Origin of the sequence: Acinetobacter sichuanensis (assembly GCF_003024515.2) — a bacterium.
GTDB lineage: Bacteria > Pseudomonadota > Gammaproteobacteria > Pseudomonadales > Moraxellaceae > Acinetobacter > Acinetobacter sichuanensis.
In genome coordinates this window covers 39,429-57,408 of record NZ_PYIX02000001.1, presented here as the reverse complement: position 1 = coordinate 57,408, position 17,980 = coordinate 39,429, and the positions used below count along the sequence as shown (strand labels likewise).

General features: G+C 37.5%; 18 protein-coding genes and 1 pseudogene. 11 read left to right on the top strand and 8 right to left on the bottom strand.

The genetic code is table 11. The features are described from left to right. The first annotated feature begins 12 nt into the window (after positions 1 to 12). Positions 13 to 573: a TetR/AcrR family transcriptional regulator gene (locus tag C9E89_RS00275; RefSeq protein WP_107006446.1), complete on the top strand. Its 561-nt coding sequence runs from the start codon at positions 13 to 15 to the stop codon at positions 571 to 573. Here C9E89_RS00275 and C9E89_RS00270 read toward each other — a convergent pair. Together C9E89_RS00270 and C9E89_RS00265 are read right to left on the bottom strand one after the other, a co-directional pair. Beyond that, the gene (locus tag C9E89_RS00270) at positions 555 to 1,163 is read right to left on the bottom strand and encodes a LysE family translocator (RefSeq protein ID WP_107006445.1); all 609 of its coding nucleotides are present in this window, start codon (positions 1,161 to 1,163) and stop codon (positions 555 to 557) included. The genes C9E89_RS00275 and C9E89_RS00270 overlap by 19 nt on opposite strands. 34 nt (positions 1,164 to 1,197) lie before the next feature. Continuing rightward, positions 1,198 to 1,710: a DUF1289 domain-containing protein gene (locus C9E89_RS00265; RefSeq protein ID WP_107006649.1), complete on the bottom strand. Its 513-nt coding sequence runs from the start codon at positions 1,708 to 1,710 to the stop codon at positions 1,198 to 1,200. Positions 1,711 to 1,825: 115 nt separating this feature from the next. Between C9E89_RS00265 and trhO the strand changes: the two genes are divergently transcribed. The 3 genes from trhO (at position 1,826) to C9E89_RS00250 (ending at position 3,966) form a co-directional block, all read left to right on the top strand. Further along, positions 1,826 to 2,758 carry an oxygen-dependent tRNA uridine(34) hydroxylase TrhO gene (gene trhO / locus C9E89_RS00260; protein WP_107006444.1) on the top strand — a complete coding sequence of 311 codons (933 nt, stop codon included), beginning with the start codon at positions 1,826 to 1,828 and terminating at the stop codon, positions 2,756 to 2,758. Between the two features lie 214 nt (positions 2,759 to 2,972). Further along, positions 2,973 to 3,254 carry an FUSC family protein gene (locus C9E89_RS00255; RefSeq protein ID WP_107006443.1) on the top strand — a complete coding sequence of 94 codons (282 nt, stop codon included), beginning with the start codon at positions 2,973 to 2,975 and terminating at the stop codon, positions 3,252 to 3,254. Between the two features lie 100 nt (positions 3,255 to 3,354). Beyond that, entirely contained in the window at positions 3,355 to 3,966 is a 612-nt protein-coding gene (locus tag C9E89_RS00250) for a DedA family protein (RefSeq protein ID WP_107006442.1), read from the top strand. A gap of 64 nt (positions 3,967 to 4,030) precedes the next feature. Here C9E89_RS00250 and C9E89_RS00245 read toward each other — a convergent pair whose 3' ends face one another. Continuing rightward, positions 4,031 to 4,555: a YecA/YgfB family protein gene (locus C9E89_RS00245; RefSeq protein ID WP_107006441.1), complete on the bottom strand. Its 525-nt coding sequence runs from the start codon at positions 4,553 to 4,555 to the stop codon at positions 4,031 to 4,033. Between the two features lie 67 nt (positions 4,556 to 4,622). Beyond that, positions 4,623 to 4,832: a PA3496 family putative envelope integrity protein gene (locus tag C9E89_RS00240; protein WP_065994931.1), complete on the bottom strand. Its 210-nt coding sequence runs from the start codon at positions 4,830 to 4,832 to the stop codon at positions 4,623 to 4,625. 377 nt (positions 4,833 to 5,209) lie between these two features. Between C9E89_RS00240 and rpoD the strand changes: the two are divergent. The 6 genes and pseudogenes from rpoD to C9E89_RS00205 form a co-directional block, all read left to right on the top strand. Beyond that, positions 5,210 to 7,099 (top strand): annotated as a pseudogene (gene rpoD / locus C9E89_RS00235) (RNA polymerase sigma factor RpoD); the annotation flags it as partial. A 115-nt stretch (positions 7,100 to 7,214) separates the two neighbouring features. After that, a complete protein-coding gene (locus tag C9E89_RS00230) occupies positions 7,215 to 7,502 on the top strand; it encodes a YbeD family protein (RefSeq protein ID WP_107006439.1) in 288 nt (95 codons plus the stop codon). 158 nt (positions 7,503 to 7,660) lie between these two features. Further along, entirely contained in the window at positions 7,661 to 8,329 is a 669-nt protein-coding gene (gene lipB / locus C9E89_RS00225) for a lipoyl(octanoyl) transferase LipB (protein WP_171405047.1), read from the top strand. A gap of 80 nt (positions 8,330 to 8,409) precedes the next feature. Further along, positions 8,410 to 8,943, top strand: a complete 534-nt coding sequence (locus tag C9E89_RS00220; RefSeq protein ID WP_107006437.1) for a hypothetical protein — start codon at positions 8,410 to 8,412, stop codon at positions 8,941 to 8,943. 3 nt (positions 8,944 to 8,946) lie between these two features. Continuing rightward, entirely contained in the window at positions 8,947 to 10,131 is a 1,185-nt protein-coding gene (locus tag C9E89_RS00215; protein WP_107006436.1) for an iron-containing alcohol dehydrogenase, read from the top strand. Positions 10,132 to 10,398: 267 nt separating this feature from the next. Further along, positions 10,399 to 11,784: an APC family permease gene (locus C9E89_RS00205; RefSeq protein WP_107006435.1), complete on the top strand. Its 1,386-nt coding sequence runs from the start codon at positions 10,399 to 10,401 to the stop codon at positions 11,782 to 11,784. A 70-nt stretch (positions 11,785 to 11,854) separates the two neighbouring features. On the opposite strand, the gene C9E89_RS00200 is transcribed toward C9E89_RS00205, so the two are convergent. Next, on the bottom strand, positions 11,855 to 12,409 hold the full coding sequence (locus tag C9E89_RS00200) for a flavodoxin family protein (RefSeq protein WP_107006434.1): 555 nt from the start codon (positions 12,407 to 12,409) through the stop codon (positions 11,855 to 11,857). A 121-nt stretch (positions 12,410 to 12,530) separates the two neighbouring features. Between C9E89_RS00200 and C9E89_RS00195 the strand changes: the two genes are divergently transcribed. Next, entirely contained in the window at positions 12,531 to 12,935 is a 405-nt protein-coding gene (locus C9E89_RS00195; RefSeq protein ID WP_107006433.1) for a winged helix-turn-helix transcriptional regulator, read from the top strand. Between the two features lie 93 nt (positions 12,936 to 13,028). On the opposite strand, the gene C9E89_RS00190 is transcribed toward C9E89_RS00195, so the two are convergent. The 3 genes from C9E89_RS00190 to C9E89_RS00180 form a co-directional block, all read right to left on the bottom strand. Beyond that, a complete protein-coding gene (locus tag C9E89_RS00190; RefSeq protein WP_107006432.1) occupies positions 13,029 to 13,508 on the bottom strand; it encodes a tRNA (cytidine(34)-2'-O)-methyltransferase in 480 nt (159 codons plus the stop codon). A gap of 141 nt (positions 13,509 to 13,649) precedes the next feature. Continuing rightward, positions 13,650 to 15,032: a siroheme synthase CysG gene (gene cysG, locus C9E89_RS00185; protein WP_107006431.1), complete on the bottom strand. Its 1,383-nt coding sequence runs from the start codon at positions 15,030 to 15,032 to the stop codon at positions 13,650 to 13,652. An 11-nt stretch (positions 15,033 to 15,043) separates the two neighbouring features. Then, entirely contained in the window at positions 15,044 to 17,926 is a 2,883-nt protein-coding gene (locus C9E89_RS00180; protein WP_107006430.1) for a UvrD-helicase domain-containing protein, read from the bottom strand. Positions 17,927 to 17,980 lie beyond the last annotated feature (54 nt).

The window sequence follows — 17,980 nt, the reverse complement described above, 5'->3', positions numbered from 1 at the left end:
TGAGAATGAACAATGTCCAAATCAGCACAAAAAATTTTAAATGTCGCAGAACAACTTTTTAATGAGCATAGTTTTGTTGCCGTGGGTGTGGATCTCATTCGAGATGAATCAGGTTGCTCAAAAACCACGCTCTATACGTATTTTAAAAATAAACAACAATTGGTGTGTTCTGTTCTACAACAGCGTGATTTACGTTTTCGAGAAAGCTTAACGACTTTTGTCGCTGAACATCGTGGTTTAGAAGCACTAGAAAAAATTTTTGTTTGGCATCAAAACTGGTTTCAAACAGACCATTTTAAAGGTTGTTTATTTGTACGTGCTGTTGGCGAATCTTCTCAGCAAGATTTGGAACTCATTGAAATAGCTAAACAACATAAACTTTGGTTAAGAAATTTTATTTTTGAAAATATTCAAGATTTAAAATTTTCACATCAAATCACAGAAATGAGTTTTAACTTACTTGAAGGCTTAATCAGTCGTTTTTTAGTGGAAATGTATGATGAAAAAGTTTTTTTAGACACCCAAAGCTCTTTATATTTTTGGGTTAAAACACTTCAGCTTACAACAGAATAAATGCCATAAATTGCCACCAAAACTAAAATTGCACCACACAATGCTAAAATTTTTGTATATATTTTCGACTTTGCTAAAACATTAAAACCAAGATAAACAACTGACAATGTTACAAAATCTAGCACAATCCAAGTGAGTGTGAGTAAAATCAAACTGTGATCTAAATCATCACGAACATGCGTAAATTGAGGGAAAAAAGATGCGAAAAAGATAATATCTTTAGGATTTGAAATTCCTACTAAAAAACCTTGTTTAAAACCACCTTGTATAGAAGATGAAACTTCATCATTTGTGCTTGGTTTTAAAACCGCCTCTCTAATAATTTGAATCCCTAAATACGCAATATAAAGACATCCCAAAATTTTAATAACATCAAACCAATGATTTGCGATATTAACAAAACCTTTTAAAATCAGGACTGAAATAGCAATTAAAACCAAAGAAGCTAAATTTGTACCGAAAATAGTTTGTAATGCCTTTTTATAGCCCCCTTGCAAACCTGCACTTGCCACCAATAACATCACAGGTCCGGGTGTTGCAATCATGACAATCACCGCAACACAATATAAAAAATAGGCTGAAAAATCCAAAACAAACCCAGTCGATACTTAATAAGGCAGTATTTTACAATGAAATTGGGATATGAAGATTTTCTTTTTCTTCCACAATTTTAAGTAAATTATGATGAATTCCATCGGCACGTAGCCAAGCCAAATCATAACTTGCTGTTGCTAATGCTAAAACGCGGCGTTCAAACTCATCCCACAAAGGTTTAACTTGCTTTGCATGTATTCCTAAGCCACTCTCACCTGCCAACGCACGATTTTTCTCACAAATTTTTAACGCATAATATAATTTACGCCCTTTAGACGCATTTTCTAAGAGGCGTACTCGTTTGCCTAAAATGAAACCTTCAACATGTTTAAGTTGAGCAAATGGCAACATAGGCACTAAAATTTGATCTAATTGTGCATCTAAACGCTTCCATACTGCCAAATGCTGTTCTGCGGTATAAGTATTCCATTGGATCACTTCATGATTAAAACGACGGCAGCCACGACAAACCGAATCACCAAAAACCGTTGAACAACGCCCAACACATGGAGTTAATGATGGAATTCGACCTTTATTACTCAAAACATTCTCCTTATTTAAAACCATATTTTTGCTATGGCTTTCTCGCAAATTTTTAAAATTCAGGCTAGAATACGCACCTAAATTTTTTCATATCTTAATACATTTGGAGTATTCCATGAACGCTACTGTAGAACAGCTTGCACCTGTAGAACAGCAAGCGACCACTGGTTGGGTTGTTGCAGCACTTTATCAATTCAAAGAAGTTCAAGATCCTGCTGATCTTCAGCAACGTCTTTTAGATTTGGTAAAAACCATCAACTTATGCGGTACTCTAATTGTTGCAGATGAAGGAATCAACGGCACTGTTGCAGGTGACCGTCAAGCAATTGATGCCATTCATCAATTTCTTTTAGATGAAGGTTTCAACACGATGGAATATAAAGAATCACAAAGTGATGATAAACCATTCCGTAAAATGAAAATCAAGCTAAAAAAAGAAATTGTCACTTTAGGCGTTGAAGTTAAACCACGTGATTTGGTGGGTCACTATCTTGATCCTAAAGAATGGAATGAACTCATTGCACGTGATGATGTGATCTTAATTGATACACGCAATGACTATGAATATAAAGCAGGTACATTCAAAGGCGCAGTTGATCCAAAAACTGAAACTTTCCGTGAATTTCCTGACTATGTTAAAAAAGAGTTAGAACAACACAAAGATAAAAAAATTGCCATGTTCTGTACAGGTGGTATTCGTTGTGAAAAATCAACATCATTACTTTTACAGGAAGGTTTCAACGAGGTTTATCACCTTAAAGGCGGTATTTTAAAATATCTTGAAGAAACACCTGCTGAAGAAAGCATGTGGGAAGGTGAATGCTTCGTTTTTGATGGACGTACTGCGGTCACTCATGGCGTTGAAGAAGGTGTTAACATTAAGTGTCATGCTTGCGGCTGGCCTTTAAGCCCTGAAGAAGTTGCACTACCAAGCTACGAACATGGCGTATCTTGTGTATATTGCATAGACAAAACTTCTGAAAAGCAAAAAGAAGGTTTCCGCATGCGCCAATCACAAATTGTTGCCGCAAAACGTAAACGTCTTTAATCATTTTTAAATTGTAAATAACCGTATATTTTATGCGGTTTTTTTACACAAAAATGACACTAGTTATGAAACCCATCACTTTTCCATACAGGTTTTAAAAATTTATACGTAACAGTTTACAGTTTCTCTTGCTAATCTCCAAAATAAGAAATAGAGTGTTTTTTAACACCTTCACTTTAAGAAATAATCATTATTTATTAAGGAGATCAATCAAATGGAAAGGACTGCTTATTTAAAACCCAACACAGTAAATTACAAATATACCAACACCAACACACTGACTGAAATTGAGCGTGTTAAGGCAAAACTCAACCAAGAATCACATTTATTTATTATCTGTTTTGGTATGTTAATTGGTACAATATTCTCACTGTTTATTGGCTATCATCTCAATACAACCTTTATCAATATATTTTTGCTGATGGCTTTACCTATCGCCCTAACATACTGGTTACGAAAAGTGTATATCCATACACTGATTCATTATCAAGAATAATTTTTCAAATGAAACGAAGACTGACGTTACGTAGTATCACTTTACCTTAACTTCAGCAATTTATAATATAAATCTTTATTCGCTAATTGATAGATAAACAATGACAGAATGGATCATTTCCATATTGGAACAATTGGGCTACTTTGGCATTGCTCTATTAATGTTTCTAGATAATGTATTTCCGCCTATTCCTTCAGAAGTCATTATGCCTTCTGCAGGATTGGCTGCATCTCAAGGGCAGCTTATTTTAACAGGTGTGATTATTGCAGGAAGTACAGGCTCAATTTTAGCAGCGGCATTACTCTATTGGATCGGTCGAAAAATACCACAACAGACTTTACTTCATTGGGTTGAACAATATGGAAAATATCTTTTTATTCAAGTAAAAGATGTAAAAAAATCACTAAATTGGTTTGAAAAATATGGGCATCGGATTGTTTTTTTCGGTCGTATGATTCCTGCTGTACGTTCTTTAATTAGTATTCCTGCGGGTATGAGTGGCATGCCTTTTTGGAAATTTATCCTATATAGCAGCTTAGGTACAATGATTTGGACGACTTTTTTAGCGTGTATTGGTTTTTATTTTGGTGAAAATCAGGCTTTAATGCAGCAAATTTTTAGTCGTGTAAGCTATATTATTATCGCGATTGTTATTATTCTGCTGATTTATTTTTTATATCGAAGAAAAAACAAAAAACGATCAGTAAGTTAAAAAATTAACTAAATCATTCCATTAAAAAAGCACCCAAAAAGGTGCTTTTTTATAAAACTTAAACTTATTGATCTGAATGGAACATCAAATAAATTTCATTTAAATTATCAGGAATTTCTTCTGCAATTTCATCCATCAACTGACCATTACGGCGGAAAGATTCCATTTGCGGATCTTCATCATCGACGCCGCTAAAGACCATCATTGGTAGAGTTAAGTCAACGACTTGCTCTTCATGCTCTGGGCTAAACCAAGCTTCCTCATTGAGGAACATTGCGTCAACAAAGCCCACAGACCAATCGCCTAGACTAGACTCAACATCCGCCTCTTCAATTTCAAAAGGAAATTCCACACCTTCTTCATTGGCTAACTTTTGACGAATATCACCTAACCATAATTTAATTTGCGCAATGATTTCTTTCGGTGCTTTAGCTTGATTTCCTTCAAAAAGCTCGTCTAACCAACGATCAAATTGAGGACCAACAGCAATGGCACATAAAAAACCATGAGTCGCTGCGAAATCTAGACCATACTCGTTTTGGTCGCCATCTAGATAGTCACTTAACAGGTCTAAATCTAAAGCACTCATCTTGTTTCCAATTAATTTTAATTACGGTAAAAGCATAGCATTTTAGATGACTATGCCCAAGCTGTTTTTATGCTTCATCATCTTCAAAATCGTCATCATCATCGAAATCATAATCAAAATCTTTTAATTCGCGATCTAAACGACGTTGAGCAAGTAAGTCATCGATTAAACGACGTTTTTCTAATGATTCTTTGGCGCTAATTTTGTTTGATGACTCATCAAAACTAACATCATCATCACCGTAGTTATCATCTAGTTCAAAATCTGTCGAAGACACTAAAACTACCTCATAATGAAAAAATGTGAATGGGTCTAGCCGCTATTTATCGCTCTTCTTTAACCTTGTCAAGTTTTATTTGTTTATTTTTAATTTTAATTTGAATTTGGGGCTTTTTTTGTACCAAATTTTGTGGCATGGTATAATCCACCCTACGTCCTTCTATTTAACATTCAAATTTAAATAGAAATGTACGAAGGGTTGAGCTTGAAAACAACAAATTCATCCCCATTTAATTATTTCACCAAAATCCGATTTTTAAGATTTTATCAGCGCAATTTTTTCTGATGAAATACACACGCTATGCACAGACAAAACGCATAGTGATGTGATGATGCACGGTTTTTGACTGCCACAGATTCAACGAGAAGAGAGTAAAGATGAGCGATATGCATTCCCCTACTTCGCAAGTAGCGGCTCTGATTAGCCGAGGCAAAGAACAAGGTTACTTAACCTATGCTGAGGTTAACGATCATCTCCCAGAATCAATCACCGAAAGCGAACAGATTGAAGACATTATTCAAATGCTTCAAGACGTGGGTATTCCTGTACATGAGCGTGCGCCAGAAACTGACGACACCATGTTTGAAGGGAATAGTGAAGCTGCTGATGAAGTTGCAGAAGAAGAAGCTGCTGCGGTACTTGCCTCTGTAGAAAATGAACCTGGTCGTACCACAGACCCTGTCCGTATGTATATGCGTGAAATGGGAACTGTTGAACTTTTGACACGTGAAGGCGAAATTAGTATTGCTAAACGTATCGAAGAAGGGATTCGTGACGTTTTACATTCAATTGCTTACTGGCCAAACGCGGTAGAAGTTGTTTTACAAGAATATAAAGATTATGAAAATGGCGAACGCCGTCTTGCTGACATCTTATCAGGCTATCTTGACCCTGAAACTGATGAAGAAATTCCTGAAGTTTTAGAAGAAGAAGCTGATTTAGATGAAGAAGAAGAGTCATCAAGTAAACCAACAAAAGATGTAAAGTTGGATGATGATGATGATGAGGAAGAAGCTGAAGGCGAAGATGACTCTGAAGGTGAATCTGGTCCTGACCCTGAAATTGCTAAAATTCGTTTTACAGAGCTTGAAAATGCGTGGAATGAAGCAAAAGCAACACTAGCAAAATCAGGTCGTAACAGTGCTGACAGCAAAGCTGCAATGGAAGCACTTGCAACTGTATTCATGATGTTTAAATTTACACCACGTTTATTTGACATTATTTCAGAAATGATTCGTGGTACACATGAACAAATCCGTACCTCTGAACGTGAAGTCATGCGTTATGCTGTACGCCGTGGTCGTATGGATCGTACACAATTCCGTACTTCTTTCCCAGGACAAGAATCAAACCCTGCTTGGTTAGATGAGCAAATTGCAAAAGCATCTCCAGACCAAAAAGTTTATCTTGAAAAAGTTCGCCCAGATGTATTGGCATTCCAACAAAAGATTGCTGATATTGAAAAAGAATTAGATTTAGACGTAAAAGGCATCAAAGATATTTCTAAACGTATGGCAATTGGCGAAGCCAAAGCACGCCGTGCTAAAAAAGAAATGGTTGAAGCAAACTTACGTCTTGTAATTTCAATTGCGAAAAAATACACCAACCGTGGCTTACAGTTCCTTGATTTAATTCAGGAAGGTAACATCGGCTTGATGAAAGCTGTAGATAAATTTGAATATCGTCGTGGTTATAAGTTCTCAACTTATGCAACTTGGTGGATTCGTCAGGCCATTACACGTTCGATTGCTGACCAAGCACGTACTATTCGTATTCCTGTTCATATGATTGAAACGATTAACAAGATCAATCGTGTATCTCGTCAATTGTTACAAGAAATGGGACGTGAACCAACACCTGAGGAATTAGGTGAGCGTCTAGAAATGGACGAAGTTAAAGTTCGTAAAGTGCTCAAAATCGCTAAAGAACCGATTTCAATGGAAACACCGATTGGTGATGATGAAGATTCGCACTTAGGTGACTTCATTGAAGATGGCAATATCACCTCTCCTGTTGATGCTGCAACTTCAGAAGGCTTAAAAGAAGCAACGCGTGAAGTACTTGAAAACTTGACTGAACGTGAAGCTAAAGTATTGAAAATGCGCTTTGGTATTGATATGCCAACCGACCATACTTTAGAAGAAGTTGGTAAACAATTTGATGTAACACGTGAACGTATTCGTCAGATTGAAGCAAAAGCATTACGTAAATTACGTCATCCTTCTCGTTCAGAACACTTGCGTTCATTCTTAGAAAATGACTAAGTTTTTTGTTGCTTCGATGGAGACTTGAAAATTTATCGTTCATCTCCATTAAGTAACTAAGAGCAACACAACGCCTGCACTTTTGCAGGCGTTGTTAATAAATTAGAGGTGAAACATGTTAGACCGCACACCATCTCGTGAATTACGCGAAGATCTTTGGGTATTTCCGATGGATTATCCAATTAAACTGATTGGTAATGCTGGAGAAGAATTACGTGGTGCTGTAGTCGAAATTTTGGTAAAACATTTTCCAGAGTTTGATGAAGCAACACTAAAAGTTCAACCTTCTCGTACTGGCAAATACCACTCTATTACTGCGCAGTTACGTTTTAATGAGCTTGAGCAAGTGCATGCTTTATATGCAGATCTTGCTGCTTGTGAACATATTCGTACCGCACTTTAATTAAAAAAACACGTCTCTTGGCGTGTTTTTTTATAGATCAAATTTTATTTTTCAATATCACAAAATCAAAATCATTTTTACGCTCATTAATGTTTCATCAGAACACTTCTATCTAACAAAATCACGTTATACTCTTGTCATAGCCAACTAAAAAGGACATGTCTACCGTGACTGATGTTGCTTCAAAACCACAACTCATCATCCGCCAATACGCTGATTTAACGCCCTATTCAGATCGTTTTCAGGAAATGAAAACATATACTGAACAACGTGATGAAAATTCTCTTGATCAATTGTGGATACTGCAACATCCTGATGTACTCACTCAGGGACAAGCTGGAAAGCCTGAACATATTTTGATTCCAAGCCATATACCTGTAGTACAATCAGATCGTGGTGGGCAAGTCACTTGGCATGGACCTGGACAAATGGTGATTTATTTTATGTTTGACTTAAATCGCTTAAAGTGGAATGTACGTACCTTAGTCAGCTACGCAGAAAACCTGATGATTGATCTACTCAAAAAATATGGTGTACAGGCTTATGCAAAACCCGATGCACCTGGTGTCTATGTCAATGAGCGTAAAATTGGCTCTTTAGGTTTCAAAATCCGTAAAGGACGTAGCTATCACGGTTTGGCGCTTAATATCGACTGTAACCTTGATGGTTTTCATACCATTAACCCGTGTGGCTATGCAGGCTTAGAGATGGTTCGCATTTGTGATCTTGTTGAAAATTATCCAAATTTCAATCAACTAGCACAAGATGTTACACTTTACCTCAGGGAAAGTGGCTTTTTTAATGACGTTAAAGTCATTTCGCACTAAAGGGGCTTTCTTTTTCAATAAAAACAAATTAGAGTAATTACTCTAAATTATAAATATGAACTCAATGAAGGAATAAGCGAGTGATTTCTAGTAAATCTGTAAAACCCGCTTTAGAACAAGCTTATGTCAAACTCATGATGGATGTGATTGGCAGAGGCTTGGTCATGGCGAGCCAAGTTGATGATGAAATTAAACATGAAGTTTCTGCACTTCCTGTTGGCTTCACTTTATCAATGAAAGTATTTCCAAATGGCGCTTCATTTATTGCTAAAGTCAATGAACAGCATCAACTCGAGTTACTCAAATCTCTAGATCATAAACCTGATCTTGCGATTATTTTTAAGCATCAATATCATGCCTTTTTGGTGTTTTCTTTCCAAGAAAGTACAGCACAAGCTTTTGCCAATGACCGTATGATTGCAGATGGTGATGTTTCTTATGCTATTCGCTTAGTACGTTGCTTAAATAAAATGGAAGCATTGATTTTACCAAAATTGGTTGCTGAATTGGCAGTCAAACAATATCCAACCGAATTAAGCTTAAAAGAAAAATTAACAGGTGCAGCGAATATTTATCTTAAAGTTGCCCAATCATATTTAAAAGGGAGTGCATAACACATGGCTAAAGCATATTACGAATTTTTCTGTCCTGTAAAAGTGATCGCTGGTCATGCTGCACTGGAACATATTCCTTTTGAACTCATATCATTAGGTGCTAAGCGCCCAATGATCATCACCGATAAAGGCGTGCGTGCCAACAATCTACTGGCACCGATTGAAGCTGCTTTTGAGTCAACTGAGATTGAAATCGGATTAATTTTTGATGATGTACCACCAGATTCAAGTCTGGAAACTGTACGTGCTGTTGCACAGGCTTATCGTGCAAATCACTGCGATGCGATCATTGCTGTTGGTGGTGGCTCAGTTATTGACACAGCTAAAGCATCTAATATTTTGGTGACTGAAGGTGGTGATGACCTCACGCAATATTCAGGTGCACATAATTTACCGCGTCCACTTAAACCATTTTTCGTGATTCCAACAACATCAGGTACAGGTTCAGAAGTGACTTTGGCTGCGGTGATTTCAGACACGCAAAAAAATGTAAAACTTGCTTTCGCCTCAAATTATTTGATGCCAAATGCGGCTATTCTTGACCCACGTATGACATTGACTTTGCCACCGCATTTAACCGCGATGACCGCCATGGATGCAATGACCCATGCGATTGAAGCTTATACCTGTATTGCAGCAAATCCTATTTCTGATGCTTATGCTACCGCAGCGATTAAAAAAATCAGCACAAACTTATTCCAAGTTTTAGATGATCCAAATAATGCTGATGCTCGTTTAGAACTTGCACAAGCTTCAACCATGGCGGGTATTGCATTTTCCAACTCGATGGTGGGTATAGTTCATTCACTTGGGCATGCTTTAGGTGCTGTAGCGCATCTGCCACATGGTTTATGCATGAACTTATTCTTACCATACGTTCTAAATTACAACAAAGATGTCAATGGCGATAAAATCGCGGACTTATTATTGCCACTTGCAGGTGCAGACATTTATGCACAGACGCCTGCAAATCAACGTGCTGAAAAAGCGATTGCTTTCCTCAATACCATGCGTGATCGTATTTATAGCTTGACTAAACTACCACGCACCTTGAGTGAAACAGGTAAAGTCACTCAAGCGCAGTTTGATGAGATTGCAGACAAAGCACTCAATGATGGTTCTATCATTTTTAACCCGAAAGAAGCCACTTTCAAAGACTTAAAATCAATCTTAGAAAAAGCTTGGTAATTGTTGAAAAATAAGCCAATATAGTTTCATTAAAAGCCTGATACTTTTTATAAGTATCGGGCTTTTATCATGCACACATCTAAGTCACTTATTTTTTGATCAATATGGCTTATTTTTTGCTAAAAAAACTAACAAAGTTACTGACAAGTGGCTCTGATATAGAGTAGATTGGCGCACTTTTGTTTTATTCGTAGGGGGGATCGTTCGTCTCAAACGATCCTTAGATAGATGACTGATCCTTGATCAAAGATTAAGAGGATAACGCCGTTGACAAATATCTCTGGGACTCAACCGGCAGCTAAACTGCAAAAAAACCTTGTGCTTTGGCACATTATCATTATTGGTTTGGCTTATATTCAACCAATGACTGTGTTTGATACTTTTGGTTTAGTATCTCAAGATAGTCAAGGTCATGTTCCGACCTCCTATATATTTGCGTTAATTGCGATCTTATTTACGTCTGTAAGTTATGGTCATATGATTAAACGCTATCCTTCCGCAGGATCTGCATATACCTATGCACAAAAATCCATTCATCCCAATGTCGGCTTTATGGTCGGTTGGTCGTCATGGTTAGACTATATATTATCGCCTTTGGTCAATATTATTCTTGCTGATATTTACCTCAGAGCACTTTTCCCAGAAGTCAACAACTGGATCTGGATTGTCGGTTTGACCATTCTGATGACGGTGGTCAACTTATTTGGCGCACGTTTTGTTGCTCGACTGAACAGTACCATTGTGTTTATTCAAATTGGTGTGATCTTATTCTTTACCTATAAAGTCTATGTATTATTGACTCAAGGTATGAATGCCGATGGCAGTCTGGATAGCTCAAAATACCAATTATGGAGCATGGCACCGTTTTGGAATGAAATGACATCTGTTGGTGCGCTGATCACAGGTGCAACGATTTTATGTTTCTCGTTCACAGGTTTTGATGCTTTATCATCACTTGCCGAAGAAACCAAAGATACTGAAAAAACCTTGCCTAAAGCGATTTTCTTAACCGCTTTAATCGCAGGTGTCATTTTCATTATCAGCACCTATTTCATGCAGATTTACTTCCCGAGTGATCCAGCTCAATATTTCCAAAAGATTGATGAAACTCAACCTGAAATATTATTGGCAATCGGCGGAATTACCTTCCAGACTGTGATCTTGTATTTTGCAATCGTGACCGTTATGGCTTCGGGTATTTCTGCGCATGCAGGTGTTTCACGCTTGATGTATGTGATGGGTCGTGATGGCGTGATCAACAAGAAAATCTTTGGTCATATCAGTCCAAAACTGTTTACCCCGACTTACAATATTTTAATTGTGGGTGTGGTTGCCTTGACTGCCGGTTTCCTTGATTTTGAACACATTGCCAACTTAATCAGTTTTGGTGCTTTAACCGCATTCAGTTTTGTGAACTTCTCTGTGATTTCACGTTATGCACTGCGTGATGGTCGCACCAAAAATATCAAAGATATTTTAAGTTATATTGTGATTCCACTGCTCGGTTTTGCCAGTGTGTTTATGATGTGGCTTGAGATTGATCAAACAGCACTTAAAATCGGTCTGATTTGGGCTGCGATTGGTGTCGGTTATCTCGCGTATAAAACACGTGGTTTCCGCTATCCTGCACCACAACATAATGAACATGAATAATTTAAATTGATTGTTCATTCATGACAAAAGGCGCATTATGCGCCTTTTGTTTTATCTGTTGCTCAGCTGATTAAGCAACAAATTTATCCGTAATTTCCTGAACACGTTTGGCAAAACTTTTTGCTGTATCCAGATCACCCGATGGAATTTCATCGACACTTGCGTCCGCAGGCGACTGTACCAGTAAACCTACAGAACCACCTAGATTGTTAATATCCTGACGAGTTGCTGCTTTGGTATTTGCAGGTGCCAGACCTAAGCTGACCCAGATTCCACCATGTTGAGATGCCAAAGTTTGCAAATAAATCAACGTCACTTGCTTATCACCATTAAAGCTTGCGCTGTTGGTAAACCCTGCAAATACTTTGTTTGTCCAGCCACGAGTAAACCAGATTTTCGATGTTGCATCTGCAAATTTTTTGAACTGCCAAGGCACACCGCCCATATAGGTTGGAGCACCAAAGACAATCGCATCAGCGGCATTTAAAGTATCCCAATCTTGCTCCTGAATATTACCTTCCTGATCAATTGCAACCAATTGAGCATTAATTTCATTGGCAAAACTTTCAGCAATCACTTTGGTATGACCATAGCCAGAATAATACACCACAGCAACTTTAGACATTTTTTATTTCCATCATCATTGAACATACTTTATATGATATATTTTTGATACTAGCTGTCAATTAGTTACCTAAAAGTAACTATTATGATATGCTGAAAAAAAGCATTTTTGGTTACTAAATATGAACAATCGCCCTAACTTCAATATTTATCACCCCAACTGCCCTTCACGCTTATTTTTTGAAAATATGGCGGATAAATGGATCTTGTTTATTTTAGACACTTTGCGAAATCAGCCTGAGCACTTCAATGGTTTAAAAAAGAAAATCTTAGGCATTTCCCCAAAAGTCTTATCACATAAATTAAAAATATTAGAACGTGACGGTTTTATCAGTCGTGAAATTTTGGACACTCGTCCTATTCGGGTTCAATATAGCTTGAGTGCATTGGGTTTTGAATTTTCCAAAACGGCGTTATCATTTAAACATTGGGCAGAAGCCAATATGCAGCATGTCCTTTCAGCTCAACAGTATTTTGATCAACAACAATTGATGGAAAATACTCAAGAGCAATTGATGGCTGACTAAACAATGTTGCCAGAAACCAAGTCATTACAACCCAAATAAACAAAAACCCATCTTGATGATGGGTTTAAATCTAACAACTGAAGGCTTTTTAGACTATTTCAATTCCTGAAAACCTTGCTGACGCCAAGCTTCGTACAAGATCACCGCCGTGGCATTGGATAAATTTAAACTACGCGAATTTGGTGCCATCGGCAGTCGAATCCAATGCTGTTCAGGAAACATCAAACGGACATGTTCAGGCAAACCACGAGTTTCAGGTCCCATCAGTAAAGCCACAGGACGGTTTAAATCTGAGGTATGCGGTGTTTCAAAACCTTTGGTGGTTAATGGATAAATCGCATCACGTTCAATGCCTTGCTCAGCCAGATGTGCCAAACATTGCTCAAAATTTTCCCAGACCTTCATGTGCGCCCATTCGTGATAATCCAATCCCGCACGGCGTAATTTTTTATCATCCAGCTCAAAACCCAAAGGTTTGACCAAATGTAATTGCGCGCCTGTATTAGCACATAAACGAATGATATTTCCTGTATTTGCAGGAATTTCGGGTTCGTATAAAACAACATGTATCACTTAATTACTCACTTACTAATACTTTCATTTACGTCTGTAAAATTTTCACTTTACATTCTAGATCGCAAAAAAGTCGTTGTGCATCTCTCACTCAGGCAAAGCCTTCGTCTTGCGCTTCGGGCAACGATACTTAATCGTTGCTTATCCTCGCTCATGCCATTTTAACTGTTCACGTAAACTCACCACTTCACCAATAATGGTTAAAGTCGGTGCTTGAATCTGATGTTCTTCCACTTTAGAAGCAATATCAGCCAAAGTCCCAATCACGACTTTTTGCTCAGGGGTCGTCCCTTTGGAAATTAAAGCCACAGGCATGTCAGGACGCTGACCATGCATGATTAATTTTTCACAAATTTGCTCCAAACCCACCAAACCCATATACAAAACTAAGGTTTGATGCTCATAAACCAACTCACTCCAAGGCAACTCAGGTGAACCTTCTTTTAGATGCCCTGTCAGAAAACGCACACTTTGGGCATAATCACGATGGGTCAATGGAATGCCTGCATAAGCCGAACAGCCTGATGCTGCGGTGATTCCCGGCACAACCTGAAAGGTAATGCCCGCTTCGAACAATTCCTGAATTTCTTCACCACCACGTCCAAAGATGAAAGGATCACCGCCTTTTAAACGGCAAACACGTTTCCCTTCGGCTGCATACTTCACCAATAAAGCATTGATCCCATCCTGAGGAACAGCATGATTTGAACGTGCTTTACCGACATAGATTTTTTCTGCATCACGGCGACACAGTTCCATAATGGCAGGTGAAACCAAGCGATCATAAATCACCACATCCGCTTGTTGCATTAAACGCAGTGCTTTTAAAGTCAGTAATTCAGGATCACCCGGTCCAGCCCCCACTAAATAGACTTCACCTTTTGGCTTTTGCCATTCGTTTAAGGCTTGCTCAATTAAGCGATCCGCCTCACTCAGATTGTCATTAAATACTTGTTCCTTTAAAGGACTTGCGTATAAATCTTCCCAAAAAATACGGCGCTCATCAGGATTGCTGATTTTTTCCTTTACAATCTTACGCCATTTCCCTGAAAAATCAGCGAGTTTTCCCATGCCATGTGGAATGGATGCTTCCAATTGTGTACGAATCTGACGGGATAATACAGGTGAAGCACCATTGGTCGCAATTGACACTACCAAGGGAGAACGATCAATCATCGCAGGTACCATAAAACGGCAATGCGGTGGATCATCCACACTATTCACCAATACATTTAACACTTCACACGCTTCAAACACTGCTTGATTGACTGCTTTATCATTGGTTGCTGCAATCACCAGTCTAAAACTACTTAGGCTAATTTGTGTATTAAACTCTTCAGCATGATATTGCCCCTGAGTTGAATGCACGATTTGCAATAAATCCTGCTCAATTTCAGGTGCAAGCACATGAATGATTGCCCCAGATTTTGCCAAAAGCACTGCTTTTCGATAGGCAATATGACCACCACCCACCAACAAACAGGGCTGTTGCTGTAATTTTAATGAAATTGGGAAAATATCCACACTACGCACCTTTACAATTCGGTTTCAATTTTAGCACCATCTTTACGACCAATAACATCAAAAAAAGCCAATGTACGATTTCGATTAAACTGATTGATCTGTTTTAATCTATCTTGCCAATGCTGATTATTTGCCAGTTCAGGCACTTCAGGTTCATCCATATAAAAATCAACCCGTTGCACATTCATACTCTGATAAATCGGCTGCCATTCCCCATTGACTTTGATGACCAATTCAGGATTCAGCAAATATTGCCCATGCCCTGTTCGTATAAATAAGTGCTTGTTATATTTGTCACTGCCTGTTGTTTCGTTTTTAGACAAAAGTGAACTGATATAACTTCGCTTTAATTTCTTTTTAGCAAATAACGTACCAGATATTTTTTCCAGCGTTTGCAGCAATAAAGCACTGTCAAAACCTTTTTCATAACGAGCAAAACGCTGATAACCCTGAATCATACTCATCACGTACATGAGCTGAAAAATCATATATTCAGCATGATGAGATTCGAGTTTAAATAAGCGTTGGCTGATTTGCAAAACAATGCTGTCTTGCGGTAAATGTGCTGCAATGTCAGTCAAACTGGCTGCATACTTAGGCTGAATAGTGACACGTTGCAGTGCAATTTGTAAAACATTTAAACCTTGCCCATCAAGCAAATCAACATCTGCACCATCCTGTATAAGTTGCTGATAAAATGCGGCATTTCCCACCCAAACAGCAGCCATTAATGGTGTTTGATTAAATTCATTACGATGATTAATCCCAAATTTTTCAATCTTTTTCAGCAATGCGGTTGGATGTTTCACCTGATAATTCATATAGTATTTAGACAAAATACCCTGCTCAGCTTTATGTGCCACCACTTCATGACGCATATTAAAAACACTGATTGCAGGCTTAAATCCAATTTTTGCCAATTGAATTAAATACGCTTGATGCTGATAAACCACAGCATATTCAAATAAAACCAATTGAGATTTTTTGTCTTTGTCTTGCAATGCCCGATGTTCTAAATGTCGCAGTTCACTGTCTTTTAATACCACCCAATTCGGTGATTCTTCTTTTAAAATCTCACGACGAATCCGCTCTGCCTGTTCTTTTTTACCTTGCAGTTCGAGCTTCTGCGCTTCTTTTTGCCACTCTTTTAAACTTGATTGTTGGTCTTGTAGATCAAGCACTTCCGCAGCCTGATCCATACCCAGCAAATGAAAAATCTGATGCTGATCTTGCTGTTCCACCCAATAAATATTGGACATTGCCCGTGTTAATCCAACATATAGGGCATTGATATAAAATTTATAAATTTCAAGTGATTTATCCGCTTTATCTTTATTACGTGCATAGACAAAATCACTTTGTAGATCCTGCAATGAAATCTCACTGCATATTTCAGTAAAATGTACCGCAGACTGACTGACAAAATTATATAAAATAATATTTTGATACTCTAAGCCTTTGGCTTCCTGAATCGCAAAGACCAATGGCGTTTTAAAAACACGCTGTGCGGTTTTCTTTTGTTCTTCATGCATCACGATGACCGCAAACTGTGTGGATACCGCAGTTTTTTGATCCAGTTCATGCAAAATGTCAGGTCGGTTTTTTAGAAAATAAACACCGCCCTGTATATCTGCATTACTTTGCACTAAATAATGACTTTCTTTATCAATCGAGCCAAATCGAGCATTTTTTAACAATAAAACCCGATTGGAAATTTCGGTAATTCGCTGCGCATTACGATAATTGTGTTGCAATATATGGGTGATTTCCATGCCATGATGCAGCTCTTCATGACGATGAAACAGACTTTTTACCTTTGCCCAAGAGAAAAAATTTGGATGCACAATTTGATTGGCATCTCCACACATTAAAAATAGCCCTTTATCACTTAGGCTATTTAAAATCAAATAAAGTTGAATCGCGGTAATATCCTGCACTTCATCAATCACCACATAATCATAAGCGGGTTTGACTTTTTGCAGATATTCAAAGCTTAAAATATTAAGATCCGATAAATTATTTTTCTCAAGTTCAGTCAAATAATGCTGAAAAATTCGATAAACTTCAGACCTTTCCTCAACACTGAATATCGATTGTTTAATGCCTAGATTTAAATAATCCTGTTCAGACAAATAAGCCTGATCTGTCATCGCACCTGTCAATACACCTTTAAATTCTTCATAAATACTGTGTGCATTGAAGCTATTTTTATAATGTGCCTTATACCATGTTCTAAAAAACTCAATATCTGCAAAAGCATGTTCAGGAATTGCTATACTTTCAATAAAATCCTGATAAGAATAAAAATCGACCAATTGTCGATCATTATAATATTGATCAGAATAGTATAACTCACGTGAGTTTTTCACTAAAAATGAAGATAAAGTGACATATAAAATCTGCCCTTCCAACTGCTTCATTTTTTCCAATAAAATCGCGGTTTTACCGCTACCTGCTGAACCAATAATCACCAAAGGCGGATATTGTTTATAAATATGCTGCTGCACATCATCAAATGAAATAAATTTGTTTAAATAAACAAAATTGGGATTATTGGCATTGATATACACCAATTGTTCCTGTGCTTCCATTTCATCGATAGATTCCACATCAGGAATTTCAGCTTCATTGATTTGGATGTCTTCATTTAAAAAACGCGAGCCTTGATAATCATGATTTTTTAAATATTCCAAAATTAAAATATAATTTTTTTGTTGATATTGATAAATTGAAAATAAAATACGATCACTACGGTTCAGTTTGGCACGATATAAATTGGGCTGAATTTTTTTGACTTCTGCGGATTTAAAATTATCTGCTTGCAAATAGGCAATGAGTTTATCCAAACCCACAATTTTTTGATTTGCTAATTCATTATAAATTAAGACATCCATCTCAAATCCAAACTCAACTGATTACACGATTTATGTTAAGGATAAAAAATAAGC